The organism is Gemmata sp. SH-PL17, assembly GCF_001610855.1.
Taxonomy (GTDB): Bacteria; Planctomycetota; Planctomycetia; order Gemmatales; family Gemmataceae; genus Gemmata; species Gemmata massiliana.
Window position 1 is genome coordinate 6548713 of the sequence record NZ_CP011271.1, and the last position, 19285, is coordinate 6567997.

17 protein-coding genes, 2 tRNA genes, 2 rRNA genes and 1 pseudogene are annotated in these 19285 nt (G+C 61.1%); 10 read left to right on the top strand and 12 right to left on the bottom strand.

The genetic code is table 11. From position 1 onward, the window contains the following. From VT84_RS26985 to VT84_RS27005, 5 genes are all read right to left on the bottom strand, one after another. Positions 1-306: a hypothetical protein gene (locus VT84_RS26985; RefSeq protein ID WP_052562049.1), complete on the bottom strand. Its 306-nt coding sequence runs from the start codon at positions 304-306 to the stop codon at positions 1-3. Between the two features lie 304 nt (positions 307-610). Beyond that, positions 611-718 (bottom strand): 5S ribosomal RNA (rrf, locus tag VT84_RS26990). 156 nt (positions 719-874) lie between these two features. Then, positions 875-3630, bottom strand: a 23S ribosomal RNA gene (locus VT84_RS26995). Between the two features lie 566 nt (positions 3631-4196). Then, positions 4197-4269 (bottom strand) — tRNA-Ala (locus tag VT84_RS27000). A gap of 20 nt (positions 4270-4289) precedes the next feature. Further along, positions 4290-4363: transfer RNA gene (locus VT84_RS27005), tRNA-Ile, on the bottom strand. Between the two features lie 410 nt (positions 4364-4773). On the opposite strand from VT84_RS27005, the gene prpB reads away from it, so the two are divergent. The 4 genes from prpB to VT84_RS38925 all read left to right on the top strand — a co-directional run bounded on the left by prpB (position 4774) and on the right by VT84_RS38925 (position 7898). Beyond that, positions 4774-5655, top strand: coding sequence for a methylisocitrate lyase (gene prpB, locus VT84_RS27010; protein ID WP_082841682.1), 882 nt, complete (start codon positions 4774-4776; stop codon positions 5653-5655). A gap of 108 nt (positions 5656-5763) precedes the next feature. Then, the gene (locus VT84_RS27015; RefSeq protein ID WP_082841683.1) at positions 5764-6570 is read left to right on the top strand and encodes an ABC transporter ATP-binding protein; all 807 of its coding nucleotides are present in this window, start codon (positions 5764-5766) and stop codon (positions 6568-6570) included. Beyond that, positions 6567-7250, top strand: coding sequence for a hypothetical protein (locus VT84_RS41270; RefSeq protein ID WP_239465481.1), 684 nt, complete (start codon positions 6567-6569; stop codon positions 7248-7250). Before VT84_RS27015 ends, VT84_RS41270 begins: the two co-directional genes overlap by 4 nt. Positions 7251-7382: 132 nt before the next feature. Continuing rightward, positions 7383-7898, top strand: a complete 516-nt coding sequence (locus VT84_RS38925; protein ID WP_157469855.1) for a hypothetical protein — start codon at positions 7383-7385, stop codon at positions 7896-7898. Positions 7899-7974: 76 nt separating this feature from the next. Here the strand turns inward: VT84_RS38925 and VT84_RS27025 are convergent, their stop codons facing one another. The 3 genes from VT84_RS27025 to VT84_RS27035 all read right to left on the bottom strand — a co-directional run bounded on the left by VT84_RS27025 (position 7975) and on the right by VT84_RS27035 (position 10376). Continuing rightward, entirely contained in the window at positions 7975-8703 is a 729-nt protein-coding gene (locus tag VT84_RS27025) for a DUF4956 domain-containing protein (RefSeq protein ID WP_082841684.1), read from the bottom strand. Beyond that, positions 8696-9502: a polyphosphate polymerase domain-containing protein gene (locus tag VT84_RS27030; protein WP_082841685.1), complete on the bottom strand. Its 807-nt coding sequence runs from the start codon at positions 9500-9502 to the stop codon at positions 8696-8698. Before VT84_RS27030 ends, VT84_RS27025 begins: the two co-directional genes overlap by 8 nt. Positions 9503-10007: 505 nt before the next feature. Continuing rightward, entirely contained in the window at positions 10008-10376 is a 369-nt protein-coding gene (locus VT84_RS27035) for a hypothetical protein (protein ID WP_082841686.1), read from the bottom strand. A 225-nt stretch (positions 10377-10601) separates the two neighbouring features. On the opposite strand from VT84_RS27035, the gene VT84_RS27040 reads away from it, so the two are divergent. Together VT84_RS27040 and VT84_RS41275 are read left to right on the top strand one after the other, a co-directional pair. Continuing rightward, positions 10602-11723 carry a hypothetical protein gene (locus tag VT84_RS27040; RefSeq protein WP_082841687.1) on the top strand — a complete coding sequence of 374 codons (1122 nt, stop codon included), beginning with the start codon at positions 10602-10604 and terminating at the stop codon, positions 11721-11723. A 27-nt stretch (positions 11724-11750) separates the two neighbouring features. Next, positions 11751-12602 (top strand): annotated as a pseudogene (locus tag VT84_RS41275) (DUF1559 domain-containing protein). A 624-nt stretch (positions 12603-13226) separates the two neighbouring features. On the opposite strand, the gene VT84_RS27055 reads toward VT84_RS41275, so the two are convergent. The 3 genes from VT84_RS27055 to VT84_RS40290 all read right to left on the bottom strand — a co-directional run bounded on the left by VT84_RS27055 (position 13227) and on the right by VT84_RS40290 (position 15334). After that, positions 13227-13733 (bottom strand): four-helix bundle copper-binding protein, encoded by a 507-nt coding sequence (locus tag VT84_RS27055; RefSeq protein ID WP_082841689.1) that lies wholly within the window; start codon positions 13731-13733, stop codon positions 13227-13229. Between the two features lie 79 nt (positions 13734-13812). Further along, positions 13813-14982 (bottom strand): hypothetical protein, encoded by a 1170-nt coding sequence (locus VT84_RS27060; protein WP_082841690.1) that lies wholly within the window; start codon positions 14980-14982, stop codon positions 13813-13815. A gap of 178 nt (positions 14983-15160) precedes the next feature. Then, complete coding sequence (locus VT84_RS40290; protein WP_174266029.1) at positions 15161-15334, bottom strand: hypothetical protein; 174 nt, start codon at positions 15332-15334, stop codon at positions 15161-15163. Between the two features lie 392 nt (positions 15335-15726). Here VT84_RS40290 and VT84_RS27065 point away from each other — a divergent pair, with 392 nt between their 5' ends. Genes VT84_RS27065 through VT84_RS27070 form a run of 3 tightly spaced genes read left to right on the top strand, consistent with a single transcriptional unit; the run spans position 15727 to position 17414 of the window. Then, complete coding sequence (locus VT84_RS27065; protein ID WP_162271862.1) at positions 15727-16251, top strand: dihydrofolate reductase family protein; 525 nt, start codon at positions 15727-15729, stop codon at positions 16249-16251. Between the two features lie 38 nt (positions 16252-16289). Further along, positions 16290-16643: a zinc ribbon domain-containing protein gene (locus VT84_RS42445; protein ID WP_157469859.1), complete on the top strand. Its 354-nt coding sequence runs from the start codon at positions 16290-16292 to the stop codon at positions 16641-16643. Positions 16644-16691: 48 nt separating this feature from the next. Beyond that, a complete protein-coding gene (locus VT84_RS27070; RefSeq protein ID WP_082841691.1) occupies positions 16692-17414 on the top strand; it encodes a DUF72 domain-containing protein in 723 nt (240 codons plus the stop codon). Positions 17415-17501: 87 nt separating this feature from the next. On the opposite strand, the gene VT84_RS27075 is transcribed toward VT84_RS27070, so the two are convergent. Continuing rightward, positions 17502-17750, bottom strand: coding sequence for a hypothetical protein (locus VT84_RS27075; protein WP_052555706.1), 249 nt, complete (start codon positions 17748-17750; stop codon positions 17502-17504). 246 nt (positions 17751-17996) lie between these two features. Here VT84_RS27075 and VT84_RS27080 point away from each other — a divergent pair, with 246 nt between their 5' ends. Further along, the gene (locus tag VT84_RS27080) at positions 17997-19250 is read left to right on the top strand and encodes a hypothetical protein (protein ID WP_157469861.1); all 1254 of its coding nucleotides are present in this window, start codon (positions 17997-17999) and stop codon (positions 19248-19250) included. The last annotated feature ends 35 nt before the right edge of the window (positions 19251-19285 follow it).

Sequence of the window (19285 nt, forward strand, 5' to 3'; positions counted from 1 at the left end):
TTATCTCTTGAAGACCAGAATGGTCCCGATCACAAAGATGATCGCGGACCAGTATTGGATCGGAATCCAGTACAGTGAGTGCCCTTCGTTCGCGGTCACGGCGTTGCCCCAAGCGTCACGGCCGATCACTTTCTTGCGGTTGAGCAGAACCCCCAAACCGAGCGTGGCGATTGCGGTCGTCGGTACCGCAACCATCCGCGGCCAGCGAACGTTCGGCTCGAACTGTGCGATCGCTCCTGCCGTAACGACGCCAATGATGACGATCGGGATAACCAGAAACCCGAGGCCGCTCCAAACGATGAACATGGGCGAAGCTCCGATCACTTGTGGTTGGTTCGTGAAGCTGGGATCACTTCTGCCCTTGGCATCCTGAACGAAACAACAAATACGTTCGGCTCATGAGGCGGTAGAGGTGGAGGCTGGTCGCAACTCGTTGCCCGACAGCATCCTCTGCTAAACCTCCACCTCTACCGCCTCATGAGCCATACGTTCTTGTCTTGATCCGCGTAATCTGCGTTATCCGCGGCTCTTTTATGCCCCTCACACACTCCGAGATCAAACAACGAAAAAACCCCGCACAGCTTTGGCTGTGCGGGGTTTATTGTAAAGTAGCCGGCGATACCTACTCTCGCGCTGGACGCACTACCATCGGCCCCGAGCGTTTCACGGCCGTGTTCGGAATGGGAACGGGTGTTTCCGCTCGGGTCTGGTCACCGGCAAGCTGCTTCAAATCTACTTGAAGTCGCTGGGGACGAGGTTTCGTCGCCCGGTGGCCCCGGGGTGAGCCGGGGCCGGTGTATCGTTGTCAACGTGGTGAAGCGTGTTAGTCGCACTGTGCCGCATGACATGCGACACGAGCGAGGAAGCGAGCAATGCGGCCAAGCGCTCGGCTGTTAGTACCGGTTAGCTGAGTGTGTTACCACACTTACACGTCCGGCCTATCGACCTCGTAGTCTACGAGGAGCCTTCGCTTGCGCGGGATACCTGATCTTGGGGGAAGTTTCACGCTTATATGCCTTCAGCGTTTATCCCGTCCACACGTGACTACCCAGCGGTACGGCTAGCGCCATAACTGGAACATCAGAGGTGTGTCCCTCCCAGTCCTCTCGTACTAGGGAGAAAGCCCCGCAAGTATCCTCCGCCCACAGCAGATAGGGACCGACCTGTCTCACGACGGTCTAAACCCAGCTCACGTACCACTTTCATCGGCGAACAGCCGAACCCTTGGGAGCTTCTCCACCCCCAGGATGTGATGAGCCGACATCGAGGTGCCAAACCTCCTCGCCGCTATGAACGCTCAGAGGAGATAAGCCTGTTATCCCCGGAGTACCTTTTATCTGTTGAGCGATGGCCCTTCCATCCGGGACCACCGGATCACTAAGGCCGACTTTCGTCCCTGCTCGTCCCATCGGACTCGCAGTCAAGCACCCTTCTACCTTTACGCTCGATGCCCGATTGCCAACCGGGCTGAGGGTACCTTTGCACTCCTCCGTTACCTTTTAGGAGGAGATCGCCCCAATCAAACTGCCCACTTAGCACGGTCCCTGACGCTACACACGTCAGGTTAGAATTCAAACACGGCAAGGGTGGTGTTTCATCATTGACTCCCCACGCACCGAGATGCGCGGTTCATAGTCTCCCACCTACACTACGCATGCCGGGTCTAAACCCAATACCAAGCTGCAGTTAAGGTTCACGGGGTCTTTCCGTCTAGCTGCGGGTATGTCGCATCTTCACGACAACTACAATTTCACCGAGTCTCTCGTGGAGACAGTGTTCCGGTCGTTACGCCATTCATGCAGGTCGGAACTTACCCGACAAGGAACTTCGCTACCTTAGGACCGTCATAGTTACGGCCGCCGTTTACTGGAGCTTCGGTTGCGAGCTTCACCTTACGGCTAACCCTCTCCCTTAACTTACCAGCACCGGGCAGGCGTCAGTCTGTATACCGCGGCTTGCGCCTTCGCACAGACCTGTGTTTTTAGTAAACAGTCGCCAGAACCTTTTCACTGCGGCCCCCTTGCGGGGGCACTCCTTTTCCCGAAGTTACGGAGTTAAATTGCAGAGTTCCTTCACGAGAGTTCTCTCGAGCGCCTTAGAATATTCATCTCACCTACCTGTGTCGGTTTTAGTACGGTTTCTCGCACGGTTTTCTCGGCCGGTCCGCGGTGGATATCGGGGTCTTAAGTGCCCTGAGGCAATCTGATCAGCCTACACCACCTTGAACCGGCGTCCCGTGTTGTGCGAGGAGCGCAGGAATATTAACCTGCTCCCCATCCGCTACGCCTTTCGGCCTCGCGTTAGGCACCGGCTAACCCTGGGCGGATTTACCTTCCCCAGGAAACCTTAGGTTTACGGCGAACGGGATTCTCACCCGTTTTATCGTCTACTCATTCCGGCATAATCACTTGCATGCGCTCCAGGGCTCGTTGCCCGTACCCCTTCGCCGCACACGCAACGCTCTCCTACCGTGCATTGCTGCACCCACCGCTTCGGTGTCGTACTTGAGTCCCGTTCATTATCGGCGCAGGACTCCTCGACCAGTCCGCTATTACGCGTTGTTTAAATGGTGGCTGCTTCTAAGCCAACATCCTGGCTGTCTCGGGAATCCAACTTCCTTTCGCACTGAGTACGACTTCGGGACCTTAGCGGGTGATCTGGGTTGTTCCCCTCTCGACGATGAAGCTTATCCCCCACCGTCTAGCTGCCCGGACTGGTACACTGGTATTCGGAGTTTGGCTTCGACGGGTAGCCGGGTAGGCCCCCGTTCGAAATCAGTCGCTCTACCCCCAGCGTCAACTATCCGAACGCTAACCCTAAAGTTATTTCGGAGAGAACGAGCTATCTCCACGTTTGATTAGACTTTCACTCCCCCACACAGCTCATCCCATCGGTTTTCAACCCAAATGAGTTCGGTCCTCCATGAGGTGTTACCCCCACTTCATCCTGGCCATGCGTAGGTCACGTGGTTTCGCGTCTACCGCACCCAACTTAGCGCCCGTTTGAGACTCGCTTTCGCTTCGGCTCCGGGCCAGAGGCCCTTAACCTGGCTGGTTACGGTAAGTCGCCGGATCATTATGCAAAAGGCACGCGGTCACCCGTTCCCGTGAGGGCATAGGGCTCCCACCGCTTGTAGGCATGTGGTTTCAGGTTCAGTGTCCTCCCCTTATCGGGGTTCTTCCCATCTTTCGCTCGCGCTACTTGTTCGCTATCGGTCACCAGAGAGTATTTAGCCTTGCGGGATGGACCCCGCCGATTCGGACTCACTTTCACGTGTTGAGTCCTACTCAGGATACCGCTCGGCCCTTGCTCCTGTCACGTACGGGACTTTCACCCTCTGTGGCGGGTCATTCCAGACCCTTTCGTTAGGAACTCGGGATCCTAAATGCGGTCCTACAACCCCACGGTGTTACCCGTGGTTTGGGCTGTTCCGCGTTCGCTCGCCGCTACTGACGGAATCGAGGTTTCTTTCTCCTCCTCCAGGTACTGAGATGTTTCAGTTCCCTGGGTTCGCTCGGGTACTCCGGGATCAAAGCTCGTTTGACAGCTCCCCCGGACTTTTCGCAGTCTTCCACGCCCTTTCGCCTTCTGGTGCCAAGACATCCCCCACACGCCCTTACTAGCTTGGCCGCATTGCTCGCTCCCCCGCCACGTCGCCGCAACAGGTTCACAAGCACTCTTCCAGCTAGCATCGTCCCGAGTCACTTGGGTGCGACCCGGGCTGACGATTCATTTCTCACTTCTAAGGCTCGTGTCTTGTCTTTGCATTGTCATGCACTCGGCCACCACCCGCACCGGACGAACCGACCCTCCCGGGCCGAACCAATCCGCCGCCAGTGGCACCGAACAGATGCAACTAACTTGCTTCACCACGTTGTCAAAGATCGATCTCGCAGGCAGCAATGCCACCTGCATTTGTGGGCAACCTCCATCTCCCTTTCAGGAAACTTCTATCACCCAATTAGTTCGTTCACCCTGTCGAGCAAAGCGAACTCTATCTTGCTTCAGCCTTCAATCCACTCTATTTGCGATTGTGTTCGCAACCACTTGACAGCGTTACATTTACATTATCGCGAAGAGTATATTAGTCACGGCCCTTCTCACTGTCAACCCGGCCCGCGATTTTTTCTTCTCATTCTCTTTGCAAGTTATTCGCAAAGACTCGCAGGATTCTCGGATCGGACACAACTTTGGTGTGGAGAAGAGGGGAATCGAACCCCTGACCTCCTGCTTGCAAAGCAGGCGCTCTACCAGTTGAGCTACTCCCCCGACCGTTTCACCAACCTAGGTGCGCGTGCCTGGATTTGAACCAGGGACCCCGTCGTTATCAGCGACGTGCTCATACCAACTGAGCTACACGCGCAACATCTCTCCTCATTCCCTTCGGCTTCGATCGACCTTGAGAGGTCGTCTATCACGATTTCGATCGCCCTATCAAATACGAAAGCCAAACCGATCTGGTTTGGCCCCCTCAACAACCAAGTTGTCGGGAGAGCTAACCGCCTTGCAGCGGAATCATCGCGGTTGAAATCGGCAACCGAGTAATCATGCACACCTCAAGGGGTGGGATTGCACGTTGAGATTCTAAAAGCGAGACACGGTGTGTCAAGTGTCCGGTTCGCGCGCCGCCCGAACATGGTAAGCGCCGAAAACCGCGGCGCGTTGCTATGAAACGACTTCCGACAATTCCGATCGTTTCAAAAAATCTTCCTTCCCACCCGCCGCGGCGCTATGATAACGCGGATTTCACTTGCACCACTTACGGGCAAAACGATGGCTGATTCCGCTCCGATTTCGCCCGGGCGCCGGCTCCGCGAGGCGTGGGCACGCGGACCGATCGCGATCCCCGGCGTGTTCAACCCGCTCGTGGCGAAGATGGCCGAGCGCCTGGGGTTCCAGGCGGTCTACCTCTCGGGGGGTGCGCTCTCCGCGGGTAACGGCGTGCCCGACATCGGGCTCCTCACGCTCACGGAGTTCACGCAGGCCGCACAACTGACTGCACAAGCGACCTCGCTACCGTTACTCTGCGACGCGGATACGGGTTTCGGCGAAGCGCTGAACGTCGAGCGCACGGTCCGCATGTTCGAGTCGGCCGGGGTCGCGGGGATTCACCTCGAAGACCAAGAGATGCCGAAGCGCTGCGGGCACCTCTCCGGGAAGTCGGTGGTGAGCGCGGAGGCAATGGTCGCGAAAATCCGCGCCGCGGTGGCCGCCAAAACGGACAAAGACTTCGTCGTCATCGCCCGCACCGACGCAAAGGGCGTTCACGGTTTCGACGACGCGGTGAATCGCGCGAAGATGTATTTGGACGCGGGCGCGGACGGGATCTTCCCGGAGGCAATGGAGTCGCGTGAAGAGTTCGAGCGGTTCGCGAACGCCCTTCCCGGCTCGGTCCTGCTCGCGAACATGACCGAGTTCGGCAAGTCCCCGAATCTCGACGTAACCACTCTCGGATCAATGGGTTACCGGCTCATCCTTTTCCCCCTCACGGCCTTCCGTGCCGCGATGAAAGCGGCCGAAAACACACTCCGCGACCTCGCGGCAAATGGCGTACAGACGGCCAGCATTCCGAACATGCAAACTCGTGCCGAATTATACGACCTACTCGGCTACACGGGCTACGAGCAGCGCAATCGCGCGTACTTTGGTGGGTAAATGACGTCCGAAACGCGCCCCAGGGTGTTGCCCTGGGCTTAGGAATCGCGCCCCTTCGGGGCTTTTGCAGGCCGATGGCCTGCGCGTCCTCAACCCAGGGAACCAAAGATGTCCGACGCACCCGCGCCGATCGTTCAGCTCCGCGGTGTGAGCATGCAGTTCGGCGCGCAGCCGGTGCTGGCCGACATCGATCTCGACATCTTCCCGCAAGACACGCTCTGCGTCATCGGCGAAAGCGGGTGCGGCAAAACCGTGCTGCTGAAGCTCATCGTCGGCCTGCTGAAACCGACTAAGGGCGAGGTACTGTTCGAGAACACGCCGATTCACCAGCTCTCCGAACGCGACCTCACGCTGCTGCGTCTTCGCGTGGGGTTCCTGTTCCAACAAGCGGCACTGTTCGACAGTTTGAACGTGTTCGATAACGTCGCGTTCGGGCTACGTGCCAAGGGCGGGGTGAGCGACGCGGACATCGCCGCGAAGGTGCGCGAGCGCATCCTGGAAGTGGGGCTCCCGGCATCGGTGGAAGCCAAAATGCCCGCGGAACTCTCCGGCGGGATGCGAAAGCGCGTGGGGCTCGCCCGCGCACTGGCACTCGACCCAGACATGATGCTGTACGACGAACCGACGACCGGTCTCGACCCGATCATGACGGACGTGATTAACGAGTTGATCCTCCAAACGCGGGCGCGCCGGCCCGTCACGTCGGTCATCGTGACGCACGAACTCCGCACCGTACACAAATGTGCGAGCCGCGTCGTGATGCTGTACCCGCGCTCGCGCCTCAAGCCGGACGACAAGCAGATCCTCTACGACGGCCCGCCCACCGGCCTCGCGCAAGCCGACGACGCCCGCGTCCGGCAGTTCGTCGAGGGCGAGGCCCGCGATCGACTCACGGAATTGAGGGACGCGCCATGATGGAAGAGGAATGGCTGAAGTGCAACAACTTGGAAGCGATGCTATATGAGTTGCGTCTCAAGGAATTCGATAGTTCACGGGTGCCTGTTTACATTTCAACGTTCGCTGAAAATGGGCGCGTGCGCAAACTACTCACGCCCGAAATGCAACGGGCGTTCGATGACTACGTTCGATGGGTTCAAGAGGATGGACCCAATCCGGCAACTCTCTACCCACAGTTCACGGAATTCGATCCGTTAGAAAAGCAAATTATTGATGCGTGGGCCGTGAATCACGAACTCAGGCATCTGATCGGCCGCCCACTTAGTTCTTGGGCTTGGTGGGATGCGGGCTCATTTGTAATGACAGAAGCCTATAGCAAGCCCGTAGTGGGGCAATGGCACCGGCAACCAACCCCCGACACTGCCGAACTGCTGCGAGCTTCGGCCAATCGTCTCCGAGATGTTGTCGGGAACCCGTTCCGCCCAGTTACCTTCTCTCCCGAATGGCGCACCGAGACCACAATCGCGTTAGCTCGGCAGATGTATACGTCGCGTGACTTTAGCGCGATGCCGATTCTGGCCGACGCACTCCAGGACGCGGGCTGCGACAATTCCGATGTGCTGAATCACTGCCGCGACACAGGCGCAACGCACGTGCGCGGGTGCTGGGTTGTGGACATGGTGCTGAGAAAGAGTTGACGCCGTTCTCTTTTCGGACCGAGGTAGGGATCTGTGGAACAGTTCGATTTCCACGGGCTTGATCTCATGCGACTCCCGCGCGGGCTAGTCGTCTGTGGGCACTGTGGAGATGCGGAGTTTGAGGTCGGGAGTGTGTTCACCGAACTGCACTGCTCTCACATTGAAAGACGTGGAGCACTACACATTTCAAAGCGCGTCGAACTCACTCTTGAGGCCGAAGTTTGCATTCGGGTGGTCGAAATCAATGCCTATGGCCAATCAATCGAGCGGCTTTACCCGAGTTATTCAGCCGGCATTCTTTTCGATGGAGATGGGTTGGACCAGTTGGCGCGAATCGATTTTACTGCCGATGCCCGAATGGGCCGATATTGGTCCCTTTGGGGACAACGTTTAGGTTCGGGCGCGCCAAACTGCGGTACCTTTGCTTACCCTCAATCTGGGACCATCGCTCCCGAGTTCTTGACATCGACCGTGATATTGCTGGCAAAAGCCATTCATTCTGATTGTGCATTCGACCGAATGCCAATCCTCGCCGATGCTTTGCAGGATGCCGGGTGCCAAGATGCTGACATTCTGAACCACTGTCGGGTGCAGGGGCGGCACTCTCGAACATGTCACGTCCTGAATCGTATCTTGGGCCACGCGTAATGCGAACGACGATGCAAACGAAAACGGGCGAGGCACTGCCCCGCCCGGTAGCCCTAATTTTCCGACCAGCCGACGCTTAATCGCGTTTAGATTCCGCCTTCCACTCCACACCCTGCACGCCCTCGGTGCGGTTCAAGTCGCCGACCAGTGTGAGTGGCGCTGCGCCTTCGCGGAGTCGCAGCGTGTAAGTGAGGTCGAGCGCGGTTCCCTGCCGGACCGTGACGGCCGAGTTCAGTTCCACGCCCTCCGCGTGCTTCGCAAAAGTAGTCGTTAGCGCCTCGGTCGGGTCCACGCCGATCCCGACGCGGACGATCACCGTCGTTGCGGGTCGCGTGGGTGCGGGGGCCAGTGCCTTTTCACCCGACCGGCCCCAGTACGCCAGTAGCCATGCCACCAACCCCACGATCGGAATACCAACAGCCGCAACGAGATACGCTCCGGCACCGGCCGCCATCCCGACTACGACCGCGAAGATCACGAATGCCGTGTCGCGCGTGTCTTCGACCACCGTGCGGAACCGGACGATCGACAGCGCCCCCACGAGCGCGAACGCCCGCGCGATGTTTGTGCCGATCACCATACTCACCATCCCCAGAAGGATAGCGAGCAGGACCATTGTCGCTACGAACGATGCCGCTTGTGCGCGGGTCTTGCGTTGCGTCAGGAAGTACGCCAGCGCCGCGGCGATCCCGAACAGGGCCGCCAAAATCAACCGCAAGGCAATGTCTTCGGGTGTCAACGGTGCCGGCTCGGGGGTCGCAGGGTCGGTAAACGGGTTCGCTACTTCACCCGCGTGCTTAGACATTCACGGTCCTTGCAGGCGCGAGCCCCGCGGCTTGAACGAACGTGCGGTACTTGGAGACGGGCGTCGGAGTCAGCCCCAAATCCGCCACGATCCCCTTGAACAGCGCCGGCATCGCGGTGCGGAACTTGAACTCGCACACCACCTTGTCCAGGAGCGCTGGGACCGCGCCTACGGACTCCAGTTTCCACTCGCGCACGAGCACCCCGCGAATGTTGCGGTCGAACGTGAGGCGCACGGTTCCGCCGTCCGCGGTGCCCAGGTACGCAACGCGCTCGTAAGCCACTCGGCACACGGGTTGGAGTTGCTTCTGGAGCAACTGGCTGTGGAACCACTCTCCGGCCCATTCTCCGTTAAGCGCGGGGGCCGCGAGTTCCGGCACCTCATCAGCGCTGATGCGCACGCGGTGCTTGCGGACCTTGTCCCCGTTCTTGGTCTTGCGCTCCACGAACACGGGTCCGGTGTGCCCGTACCGGCGCACCCGGAACTTGTCGCGGTTATACCCCTCGTTCCGGTAGAACACGTCGAAGTTCGGGGTGTCCGTGTACACGCTCGTGGTGATGTAGGCGTTCCCCATCGCGGGATCGGCGTATGCGTCCAGGTCCAGTTTCCCGGTCACGCGGTCCACGACTTCGGCGACCTGCTCTTCGGTCAGCAGGTACTTCACCTCGTAGGCGGTCGGGGCATCGGTGCCGGCGGCGGGGTTGAACAACGAGGGCGATTCCAACCCGCTCGCAGGTGTCGCATAACCACTTCCCGAAAGGGCGAGCGCCCCCTCGGTGGTATCGGACAACTCCGACATTCTCACCGCTCCTTCACCCGCTCTTCAAACGGGATTGCATTGTGAAACGGAACCGCTCGGCCGTCCGGGACAGCCGATCGTTGACTCTTTTCCTGGCGGGGAGTCACACCAAAACTTGGCAGCGTTGGTGGGAAAACGGTTTGGGAGGAGCGTCCGCAGGAGAAAACACCGACATTACCCGAATTACAACGACCAAGTCTACCGCAACCAACCGCCCAATGCGCGGACTTTTTCTCACCAATTCGCAGCAAGTTACGTCGACCGTAGCACAAGCATCTGCGCGTGCGAGACATTCCGGGGCATTCACCGCGTCTTCGTTGATCTTTTATGGAGTACGGTGCGGCGCTGAAAGCTTGCGCGTCGCGATTGGTTCTCCCGCTCGTGAACACGTGCTGCTCGCCAACCTCCTGGAGCGGTGAGGCAACGAGTGGACGGGGCGCCAGCGCTAAATCCCACCAAATGCAGACATGATGACCTTACTGGCGACTCGCACCCCAGTCGTAATTCACGTGTCATCAGGTGTCACCTCGCCACTGTTTAGCAATCGGAACGTGGAGTGTCGCTCGACACCTTTGCTGAACCGCTCCACGAACACGGCTTCTCCGGGAAACACCGTTAGCGACTCAAGGAGATCGCAAGTAGCTTGGTACCCGACATCCCGACCGAAGGCCCGGCCCAGCACCATCAGGGACGCCCCGCTGACCGTGACCCCCACGAATTCCAGCCGCATGACCAGCGTCGAAGTGGTGGTGAAGTGCCGATCCAGAGTGCCCGGGAACCGGGTGATCTGCTCGACCACTTCCACCAACGATCCGCGACATTCGTACAGTCGCCTGACCAAAGATTCGAGTTGAGGAAGCAGTTCGCGCTTCACGGAATGCTCCGTTGCAGACCGGACACGGCACCTGGACCCAAACATTCACCGCAGACAGTCGGTGTGACTACTTACCTTACAAATAGGTGGGGCGGGTAGACCGTGGTCCGGGCAGCGTGAGAATATTCGAGCGAATCGTCAACATGCTACGCAGAAATATGTTGAAGGCGATTAAGGTGCAGGTTAAAGTTTTCTCACTATCTCTCCCGCTCCCGCCGGTCTGTTATGCCGACGATCATTGCCATTTGCCCGTACTGCCGTGCCGGTGGGGTTCGTGCCACGAGCTACGCAGTCGGCGCGAGCGCGACGTGTCCGAAGTGCAAAAGCAACTTCACGCTGATGCCGGAGGATGACCCGCCCGACTGGGCGAAAGGCAGTGCGGAGGCGAGTTTCTCCTCGGCACCGTCGGTCGAGAAGCCGAAACTGCCAACCGTGGCAGAGACACTGCCCACCGCTGCGGCCTTGTCAGACGTGACCGAACCGTCCCCGGTGCTGCCGGCTGAACTGAAACCGAAGCCCGCTCCCGCGACAGCACCGTCATTCGACCCGCCCGCTCCGGCCGACATGGGGCTCGTGTTCGCGCTGCTGGCGTTCATCCTCGTGGGGCCGGCGGTACTGGCGTCGCAGCTACCATACGGGCGAATCATCGCGCTGGTGCTCGCCGCGGGCGGCCTCGTGGGTGGGTTGCTGTGTCTCGGTGCGGAAGGCAAGGCGCGGTTCGCGGGCTTGGGGGCCGCCGCGCTCCACTTCTTAGGAATCGTGGTGCTCCTGTTCCTTCCATCCTGGCTGGGTCATTACCCCTCCAGCAGCGATGGGAAACCGGAGGAACTCAAGGGGCCGCACGCGGTCGACCTCAACTCCGGTGCGCCGGCTCCCATTTCTCCGGCCGACTGGCTCAACGCGGGTACGGTTTCCTGGCAGTCCGGCAACGTGCGGGTGACGGTGCGGGCCGCGGTCGGCCCGCTCGAACTGTCCGGACCCAAAGGGGCGAAGCGGACGACGAAGGAGCCGTACTTGCGCCTTGCGGTCCGGGTGCGGAACACCGGCGTTGAAAACGAGCTCCCACTCTCCGGGTGGGCCGCCGGACAGGGCGCGGACGGCGTTCGCGTCCTCGATGCCAACGACCGCCCGCTGAAAATCGCTGCGTTCGAGAGCGCGTGGGCGCCGGAGCGCGGCAAGCCGACCACCGGCGCACTGCCGGGGCACGCGTCCGAAGTGGTGCTCGTATTCGCCCCGCCGCCGGCCAAGTCGGAGTTCGTTCGCGTGCAACTGTCTGGTGCCGCGGTCGGAGCGCCAGACGAGATTCGGTTCCGGGCGGGGCTCCCCGCCCGCGGTTCGTTCCCGTAACCCTTACGCCCGCCTGGGAGGTCCGCCATGTTGCGAAGAGCGGCGTTCACGCTGATCGAGTTGCTGGTGGTGATCGCCATCATCTCGGTTCTGGTCGGGTTGCTGCTGCCCGCCGTGCAGAAGGCACGCGAGGCCGCAGCGCGCATCTCGTGTGCCAACAACCTGAAACAAATCGGGCTGGCGATGCACCTGTACGAGCACACTAATAACCACTACCCGCCCAGCTCGCTGGAGCGCGGGAGGGCGACGTGGGCGGTGCTCGTCCTGCCCTACCTGGAACAGGACAACCTGTACCGCACCTGGGATCTGTCGCGCACGTATCACGAGCAGACGCCAGTGGCCCGCGAGACCGTGGTGAAGACGTACTTCTGTCCGTCGCGGCGTTCCTCGGCGGGCGCGTTGAGCGTATCCGGCGACGTTGTTCCGACCGACCCGCTCCGCGTCCACCGCCCCGGCGCACTGGGCGACTACGCGGTCGTCGTCGACAAGAGCGGCCACGACGCGCCCGAAGAGACCTGACCGAACATGACCGGACCGTTCCAGTTGGGAACGCCACAACGATTCGCGGACTTTACCGACGGACTGAGCAACGTGATCTTCGTGGGCGAGAAACAGGTCCACATCGACAAGCACGGCCGCGGTTCACTGGACAGCTCCATTTACAACGGCGAAAACTCGCTCGCGCACGGCCGCGGCGTGTCAGCCGGTTTGACCACCGACCCGCGCGACGACAGCCCTAGGTTCGGCAGCCGACACACCGGCGTCGTTCAGTTCTGCTTCGGCGACGGCCGCGTGCGCCCGATTTCGGTGAACATCGATCAGTACACGTTCGAGCTGCTGGGCACGCGCGGCCACGGCAAGGTTATCCCGGACTTCTGAGTTCGCGTTCGGAAGAAGTTGCGAAGCGGGTTTCGTGGAGCGGGCTGTACCTACCCCGCGAAACTCGGTTCGCGTTTCACGCGGGCGAGCAGCACCGAACGCTCCACTCACCCATCACCCGGACCGCGAGACCACAAACTGGCGCCGCCACTATAACCTTCTGTCCACTAGCGTATAATTGGGTGTATCGAAGTGCGTAGATGATCTGGTCGCGATAAGACAAAGGTATTTTTGGGGCGGGAGTGTCAACCTGTTGTTAGCCGCGCACGGGGACGAAATGGAGGTTTTGAAGCCGTATTTAGCAGATGTTAGCAACCGACGTGCGTGCACGGCGGAACGCGATCGCGTCAACATATTGCAAGAAAAGCACTTAGGGCTCAAAAACTCAAGCAAAGACCTGCCGCAGAGCCGAAAACGTTAGCATTTGTTACTCTCCCCACCCCCGAAGCGAGGGCTGCGCGACACGTTGCTGAACGCGAGTAAGTGTCCGGTGTTGAGAAGAAGCAGGAAGAGCCGCGGATAACACAGATCACGCGAATCAGACAATGAGAACGATTTATCACCAATCTAATGCAACAAGCCGGGCTTATCTCGCCCGGCCGGTGACTGAGTTGCTCAGCGAACTTACTTTTCGGGCTTGATGGTGTTCTTCATCATGGTGCGGCAGGCTTTCTCGCACTTCCGGCACTCGTCCATGCACTGTTTCATGATCGGGTCGTGATCGGCGTGCTTCTCGCATGCATCCCCGCAGCGCTTGCACGCCTCGGCGCACGCGGTACAGATCAGGTCCGAGAACGGTCCGCTCTTGATGGCGATCGCGGACGCGGAGGTGCAGATGCTCGCACAGTCCGCGCAGGTGCGCACGGTGGTGAGGTGCTCTTTTTGCCCGTCGACGGCCATTTTCGTGCAGTGGGCCGCGCACAGATTGCAAATGCGTGCGCAGTCGTCGCACGCCTTCGCACAGTCCATGAACTGTGACATCTTGGGGTCGACGGCTCGGTCTTCGGCGGCCGTCGGGGTAGTCGCGGGTGTTTCGGTCGGAGGTTTTCCGCCGATTGCGACTGCGGTACCCGCGACCGTGAACGAAACCGCCAGCAGTCCCAACACCCCGAGCAACTTGGTGTGATTCATGCGCCCCTCGCGTTGAAGACGTGAACGCGCCGCGGGTGTTCGCGGCGCCACGAAGGGAGCATGTGCAACCGGCGCGCCGTTAGGCCGCGCGCCGGTCCTCGCGCTTCAACCACTTCTGCATACTTTCGAGTTCCCCGGCCCATTCGCTGCTGAACCGCTTCTGCCCGAAGGCATCGTAAAGCAGGTCGAGCGTCTCGATGAGTGTCCGGAGCTGGTTCGCGCGGTCGTCGAGCTTCCCGCGTGCGTCCGCCCCTTCATCGGGGGGCGGTAACTTCGCGCCGCCGACCCCGAGTGTTTCGGCGTGCAGCGTGAGTTCATACTGGTCGCTGTGCCGCACGAGCGTGAGGCCCGCCTTGCGTGGGAGCTTGCCGCTCTGGATCGCGCGCCGCGCTTCTGGCAAGCGCGACGGCCCTTCATGCGAGATCGTCTCGTGCCCGGTCTGCCCGCGTGGGCACTCCAGGTTCAGGGTCCGGGCGATCATGAGCGTGACTTCGGAATCGTCCGCGAGCTTGATCGTGTCGGAATGCACGTCGGTGTAATACCACAGCCACAGCAGGAACTCGTTGCCGAGGAAGTCGCGGCTGCTCTCGTCGGCGATCCACGCCACGTCCGCGGGCGTGCTGCCCGGTACAAACACGCTGGGGGAGGAGTCGTCCACCATCCGCGTGCGCGTGTTGAGTTCGGCGAGGTGGTACGCCCGGCGCCCGGCGGTCACGCACTCCAGTTCCGCGCCGAACGTCTGCTCGAACAGGCTGCACAGCCGGTCCACCTGCGTGAGCGACGTGGCGCCGAACAGCACCTCGTTCGTCTGCCGGTCCCACAGCACCGGGATGCACTTGCGCTTGCGGTAGCGCCCGTCCTTCGACTCCTGTTCGAGCCGGTCACGGGCCATTTCTTTGGCCTCACGCTTCTGGCGCGCGCTCGCGAACCCGCTGGGGTTGTCCTTCGACAGCGCCTTCAGTTCCACGGCGATGTACGCGCGCAGCAGGTCCGCCGGGAGCTTGTCCGTGTCGACGCGGAGGTCGAACGTGAGCGTGTCGTTGATGATGTTCTTGGCGAGGTGGAAGTCGGTGTCGAGGATGTGCTCGCCCGCGGTCCAGCCGGTCTCGACGCCGTCGGCCGACGCGATCCGCTGGCGCCCGGCCTGCCGGTCCATGAGGCGCGCGAGGTGCTCGTCGTCGAACTGGCGTGGCGCGGGGCCGTTCACCTTGAAGCGAAGAAACGTGGCCCGTCCGGTGAAGAAGCCCATCGCGCAACCTCCTTGTCGCTCGACCTTTGTCGCTCAGTTCCAGGGCATCGCGCGAGCGTCCTGCTCGTCCGGTGTCCCGCCCACAGCGCGAGCGGTGGGGCGCGGCGAGTCTTTCGGCTCGCCACAAAAAAAGAAACCCACCCGAGTGCGTCGGGTGGGTCGGCGGAGCGAGTGGCGGTCACCCGACCAGCACGGCCTCGCTCACTTCCCCGTCCCGGTGGCGCATCTCTTCCAGAATGATCGGATGCCAGGCGGTGTCGCGCTCATTGGTGGGCACATAATTTTCGCGTGCCCAGCGGCGGAGCCGCAATTCCTCAATAAAGTCCATGTCGGAAAGTAAGCCGCTGCCCATGACTCGACCCTTTCGGTCCGTTCCTTTAGCCCGCTCCGGGCGGGCCCCGACGCCGCGCTTGCCCCACACAGGCAACACTGGTCGTCGAGGAGAGGTTCTGCCGGTGGTCCGGCAGGGCAAGAGGATTCGCGCAGAAAGTATAGGAATCACGAAATAGTCGGCAATGCGCCCAGGGGAATTTATCCGGAAATCAGAACGAACGTTGTCGGGAGGCAAGATGGGCAACCTTTGCGAATCGCCCCGCCCGCAAAAGAAGGAACACCGAATGTCGAAGAACTATCCGTGTACCAAACGTTCGCCTCGTGCGCTCTTGATTGCGGTCGAATAGATCCCCGGATATCGTGGTGCGGGTGTCAGATCGATTGCTGCGCGACACCATGCGAGGGGGACCGATGCGCAAGATCTGCTACTCGGTCGCGATGAGCTTCGACGGCTTCGTGGCCGGGCCGAACGGTAAGGCCGACTGGATCGTGATGGACCCCGAAATCGACTTCGGAGCGATATTCGCCCGGTTCGATACCGTGCTGATGGGCCGGCGAACATTTGAGGTCACTCAGGCGCAGGGGCAGGGCGGCGCGATGCCCGGCGTGACGTCCGTGGTCGTTTCGCGCACACTGCGCCCGCAGGATCACCCCGACATCACAATCATTGGGGACGACCTCGGCGGCGCGCTGACGCAATTGCGGTCCGCGCCGGGTAAAGACATCTGGTTGTTCGGGGGCGGGACGCTGTTTCGCAGCGTGCTGAATTTGGGGTTGGTGGACACGGTCGAAGTCGCCGTGATTCCCGTGCTCCTCGGCAGCGGCGTTCCGCTGTTACCACCCGGTGAGGGCCGAACGCGCTTGCGTTTACTGAACAGTAAGGCGTACAAAGCTACCGGAACTGTGATGCTGGAGTACGCCGTCGAACGCTCTTGAATTGTGTTGCGCTTGTGTTTCCCCCCATACGGTGCGCCATGCCGTTGATCGCTTGCCCCGCGTGCGGCCATCAGATATCGATTGAGGCGGTCGCGTGTCCCCAATGCGGGCACCCGAACCGTCCGGCTCCGCCGTCTCCCGCACCGCAAACCGGCCCAAAGTGCTGCCTGTGCCCGGCGCCAGCCACGACGCGGTGTCAGGGGTGTAACATGTTCTGTTGCCCGCGCCACGTTCAGTCGATCTACGTCCAGCACAATCAAGGCGGCGCGAACGAACTGCGGTGTCCGAGTTGCTACGAATCTGCAATGAACTGGAAGATATTTGGGTTCGTATTTGCGGCGATCGTGGCAGTCATCATGCTGGCTCTCATAACGGGAATAGCATCACGGTAACCGCCATACGGCGAGTCCTTCCCAAAATCGCTCACGGAGGAGCGGCACGTGAATTTCTTCGTTGGCACCAGCGGCTACTCGTACAAGGAGTGGAAGGGGAGCTTCTACCCCGACAAGCTCCCGGCCAACAAGATGCTCGGCTACTACGGCGAGCGGTTCCGCACGGTGGAAATCAACAACACGTTCTACCGCGCGCCCACAGCATCGATTCTGGAAACGTGGGCGAGCCAGGTGCCCGTGGACTTCCGGTTCGTGCTGAAGGCACCACAAGAAATCACGCACGTGAAGCGGCTCGCGAATTCGTGTGAGATGGTGTCATCGCTGGTCGCAAGTGCGGGTGCCCTCAGCGAACGGCTGGGGCCGATCCTGTTCCAGTTGCCGCCGACGTTCCGCAAGGACACTGCGGCGCTCTCTGACTTCCTCGCGTACCTGCCGCCGTGCCGCGTGGCGTTCGAGTTCCGCCATCAGTCGTGGTTCGACGACGACGTGTACGAGTTGCTCCGCGATCATCAGGCGGCCATGTGCGTGGCCGACGCGGAGGACGATCTGGACGTTCCCTTCATTTCAACAGCGGATTGGGGCTACCTCCGATTGCGCCGACCCGACTACGACGACACCGCGTTGCGAGAGTGGGCCGCGCGAATGCGGGGGCAGGGCTGGCGCGAGTGCTTCGTGTTCTTCAAGCACGAAGATGCGGGGGCCGGACCGCGCATGGCGTCGCGGCTCCTGGAACTAATTGCGGAAGGCTCGCCGCAGAAACGGGTCGCGTAGGAGGTCTGGTTGATGAGTGGGGGCGTCGTACCCCACCCGAAACAGAGGTTGCTCACCGAATATCACAAGACACAATTGGTCCGGATTTTAGCCAAATATTTCGTCAAGTAACCAAAACGTTCCGGCCACAATAGCTACCGGGACAGCTATTGGCGCGAGGGCCACGGCCGTGGCAACAGTGCCCGCGACTGCTGCGTGACCGGCGCCGACTACCGTTCCGGCGACCCCGGCAATGGCTGTATTCGCGGCTTGAACCTGTGCGGTCATCGCGATCTTCGTGCCCAGATCGGCTGCAACTGGCAACCCTACACTTGTGGTGAGTACTTCTGCACTCATGTTCCACCCTCCGCGTTCGTGGCTGGAAACCCCGTTCTCTTACAAATTTTGAATCGGGGCTATTTGACTATACGCGGGTGTTTGGCTTATATGTGTCTTGTCATTGAATTTTAATTGACTCCTATCTGTGCGTGAGTTTTTTGTGAATTCGTGCATTTCGCAATGGCATAATGCGTAAAATAGGGTCCAAGCCGGCCACACGCTCAGACACTTTGCCCACCTTCTTCGGCCGGCTTGGAGGCAACAATGCCCGCTCCCGACGTCCTTTCTGGCGAATCGGCCGACCCCCCCAGTAGTCGCTCCGAACCCCCATCTAGACCGGGGGAGCCGCCCGACGGACCTCCCCCGCAACCCGCCAACGCCAACGCGGACCCTCCGGTCCCCGCGCCGGCCCCGTTCCGCGCCGCGTGGCCGTGGGTGCTGTGCGTCATCGGGTTGGACTACCTCAGTACGCTCGCGTACCAGCCCTCGATCGCGTTCGGCGCGGCGGGCCGGCTGGCGCCGCTCGTGACGGTGCTGATCGCGCTCGTCACGCTCGGGTTTGCGCTCCCCGTTTACTGCTACATCGCGGGCCGATCGCCCCACGGCGGCGGGTCCACCGCGCTCCTGGAGCGCGTCGTCCCGGGGTGGTTCGGGAAGCTGCTCCTGCTCGTGTTGCTCGCGTTCGGCGCGGTGGACCTCGTGTTCACGCGGACGTTCTCCACCGCGACCGCGGCCGAGCACCTCACGTTCAACCCGCACCCCCAATGGCAGCAGGCGCTCGACGACGCCACGCGCTGGGGCGACGGCGCGCGCGCCGGGCTGCCCGATTGGGCGAAACAACGGTCCGACGGCCTGTGGCACCGGCAAACGGTCGTGTCGCTCGTCATTCTCGTTTTGAGCACGGCGACGGGTCTGCTCTTCTTTCGCGGGTACACGCGGAACTTCATCCGGCTCGCCGCGCTCACGGTTCTCGTGTACCTCGCGATGACGCTCGTCGTGATCGGGAGCGGTGTCGCGTATCTGGTGGACCACCCGAAGTTGATCGCGTCGTGGTGGGCCGACGTGTGGAGCGGGAACGGGCGCCCGGGGGCCGAAGCACCTTCCCCCGGTGGTTGGGGCGCACTGCTCGGCGCGTGCATTCCGCTGGTTCCCGCGCTGTGCCTCGGGCTGAGCGGGTTCGAGCTAACGCTGATGGCGATGCCGCTCGTTCGCGGGCGGAAAGACGACGATCCGCAGAAACCCCGCGGGGTGATCCGCAACACGCGACTCTTGCTCACGCTCGCAGCGATCACGATGTCCGCGTACCTGCTCACGTCCACACTCGTAACGACGGTACTGATCCCGCCGGGCGCCCAGGAAGTGAACGGCCAAGCGAAGTACCGCTCGCTCGCGTACCTCGCGCACGGCGGGGCGCTCTCCGACGGCCAACCGGCGACCGAAATGAACCCCGCGCTCGGGTTGGCGTTCGGTACCGCTTACGAGCCGCCACGGTCGCGATTCTCGCGCTCGCGGGGCTGAGCTTCGCGCTCACGCTGGCGTCGTGGATTCCGCCG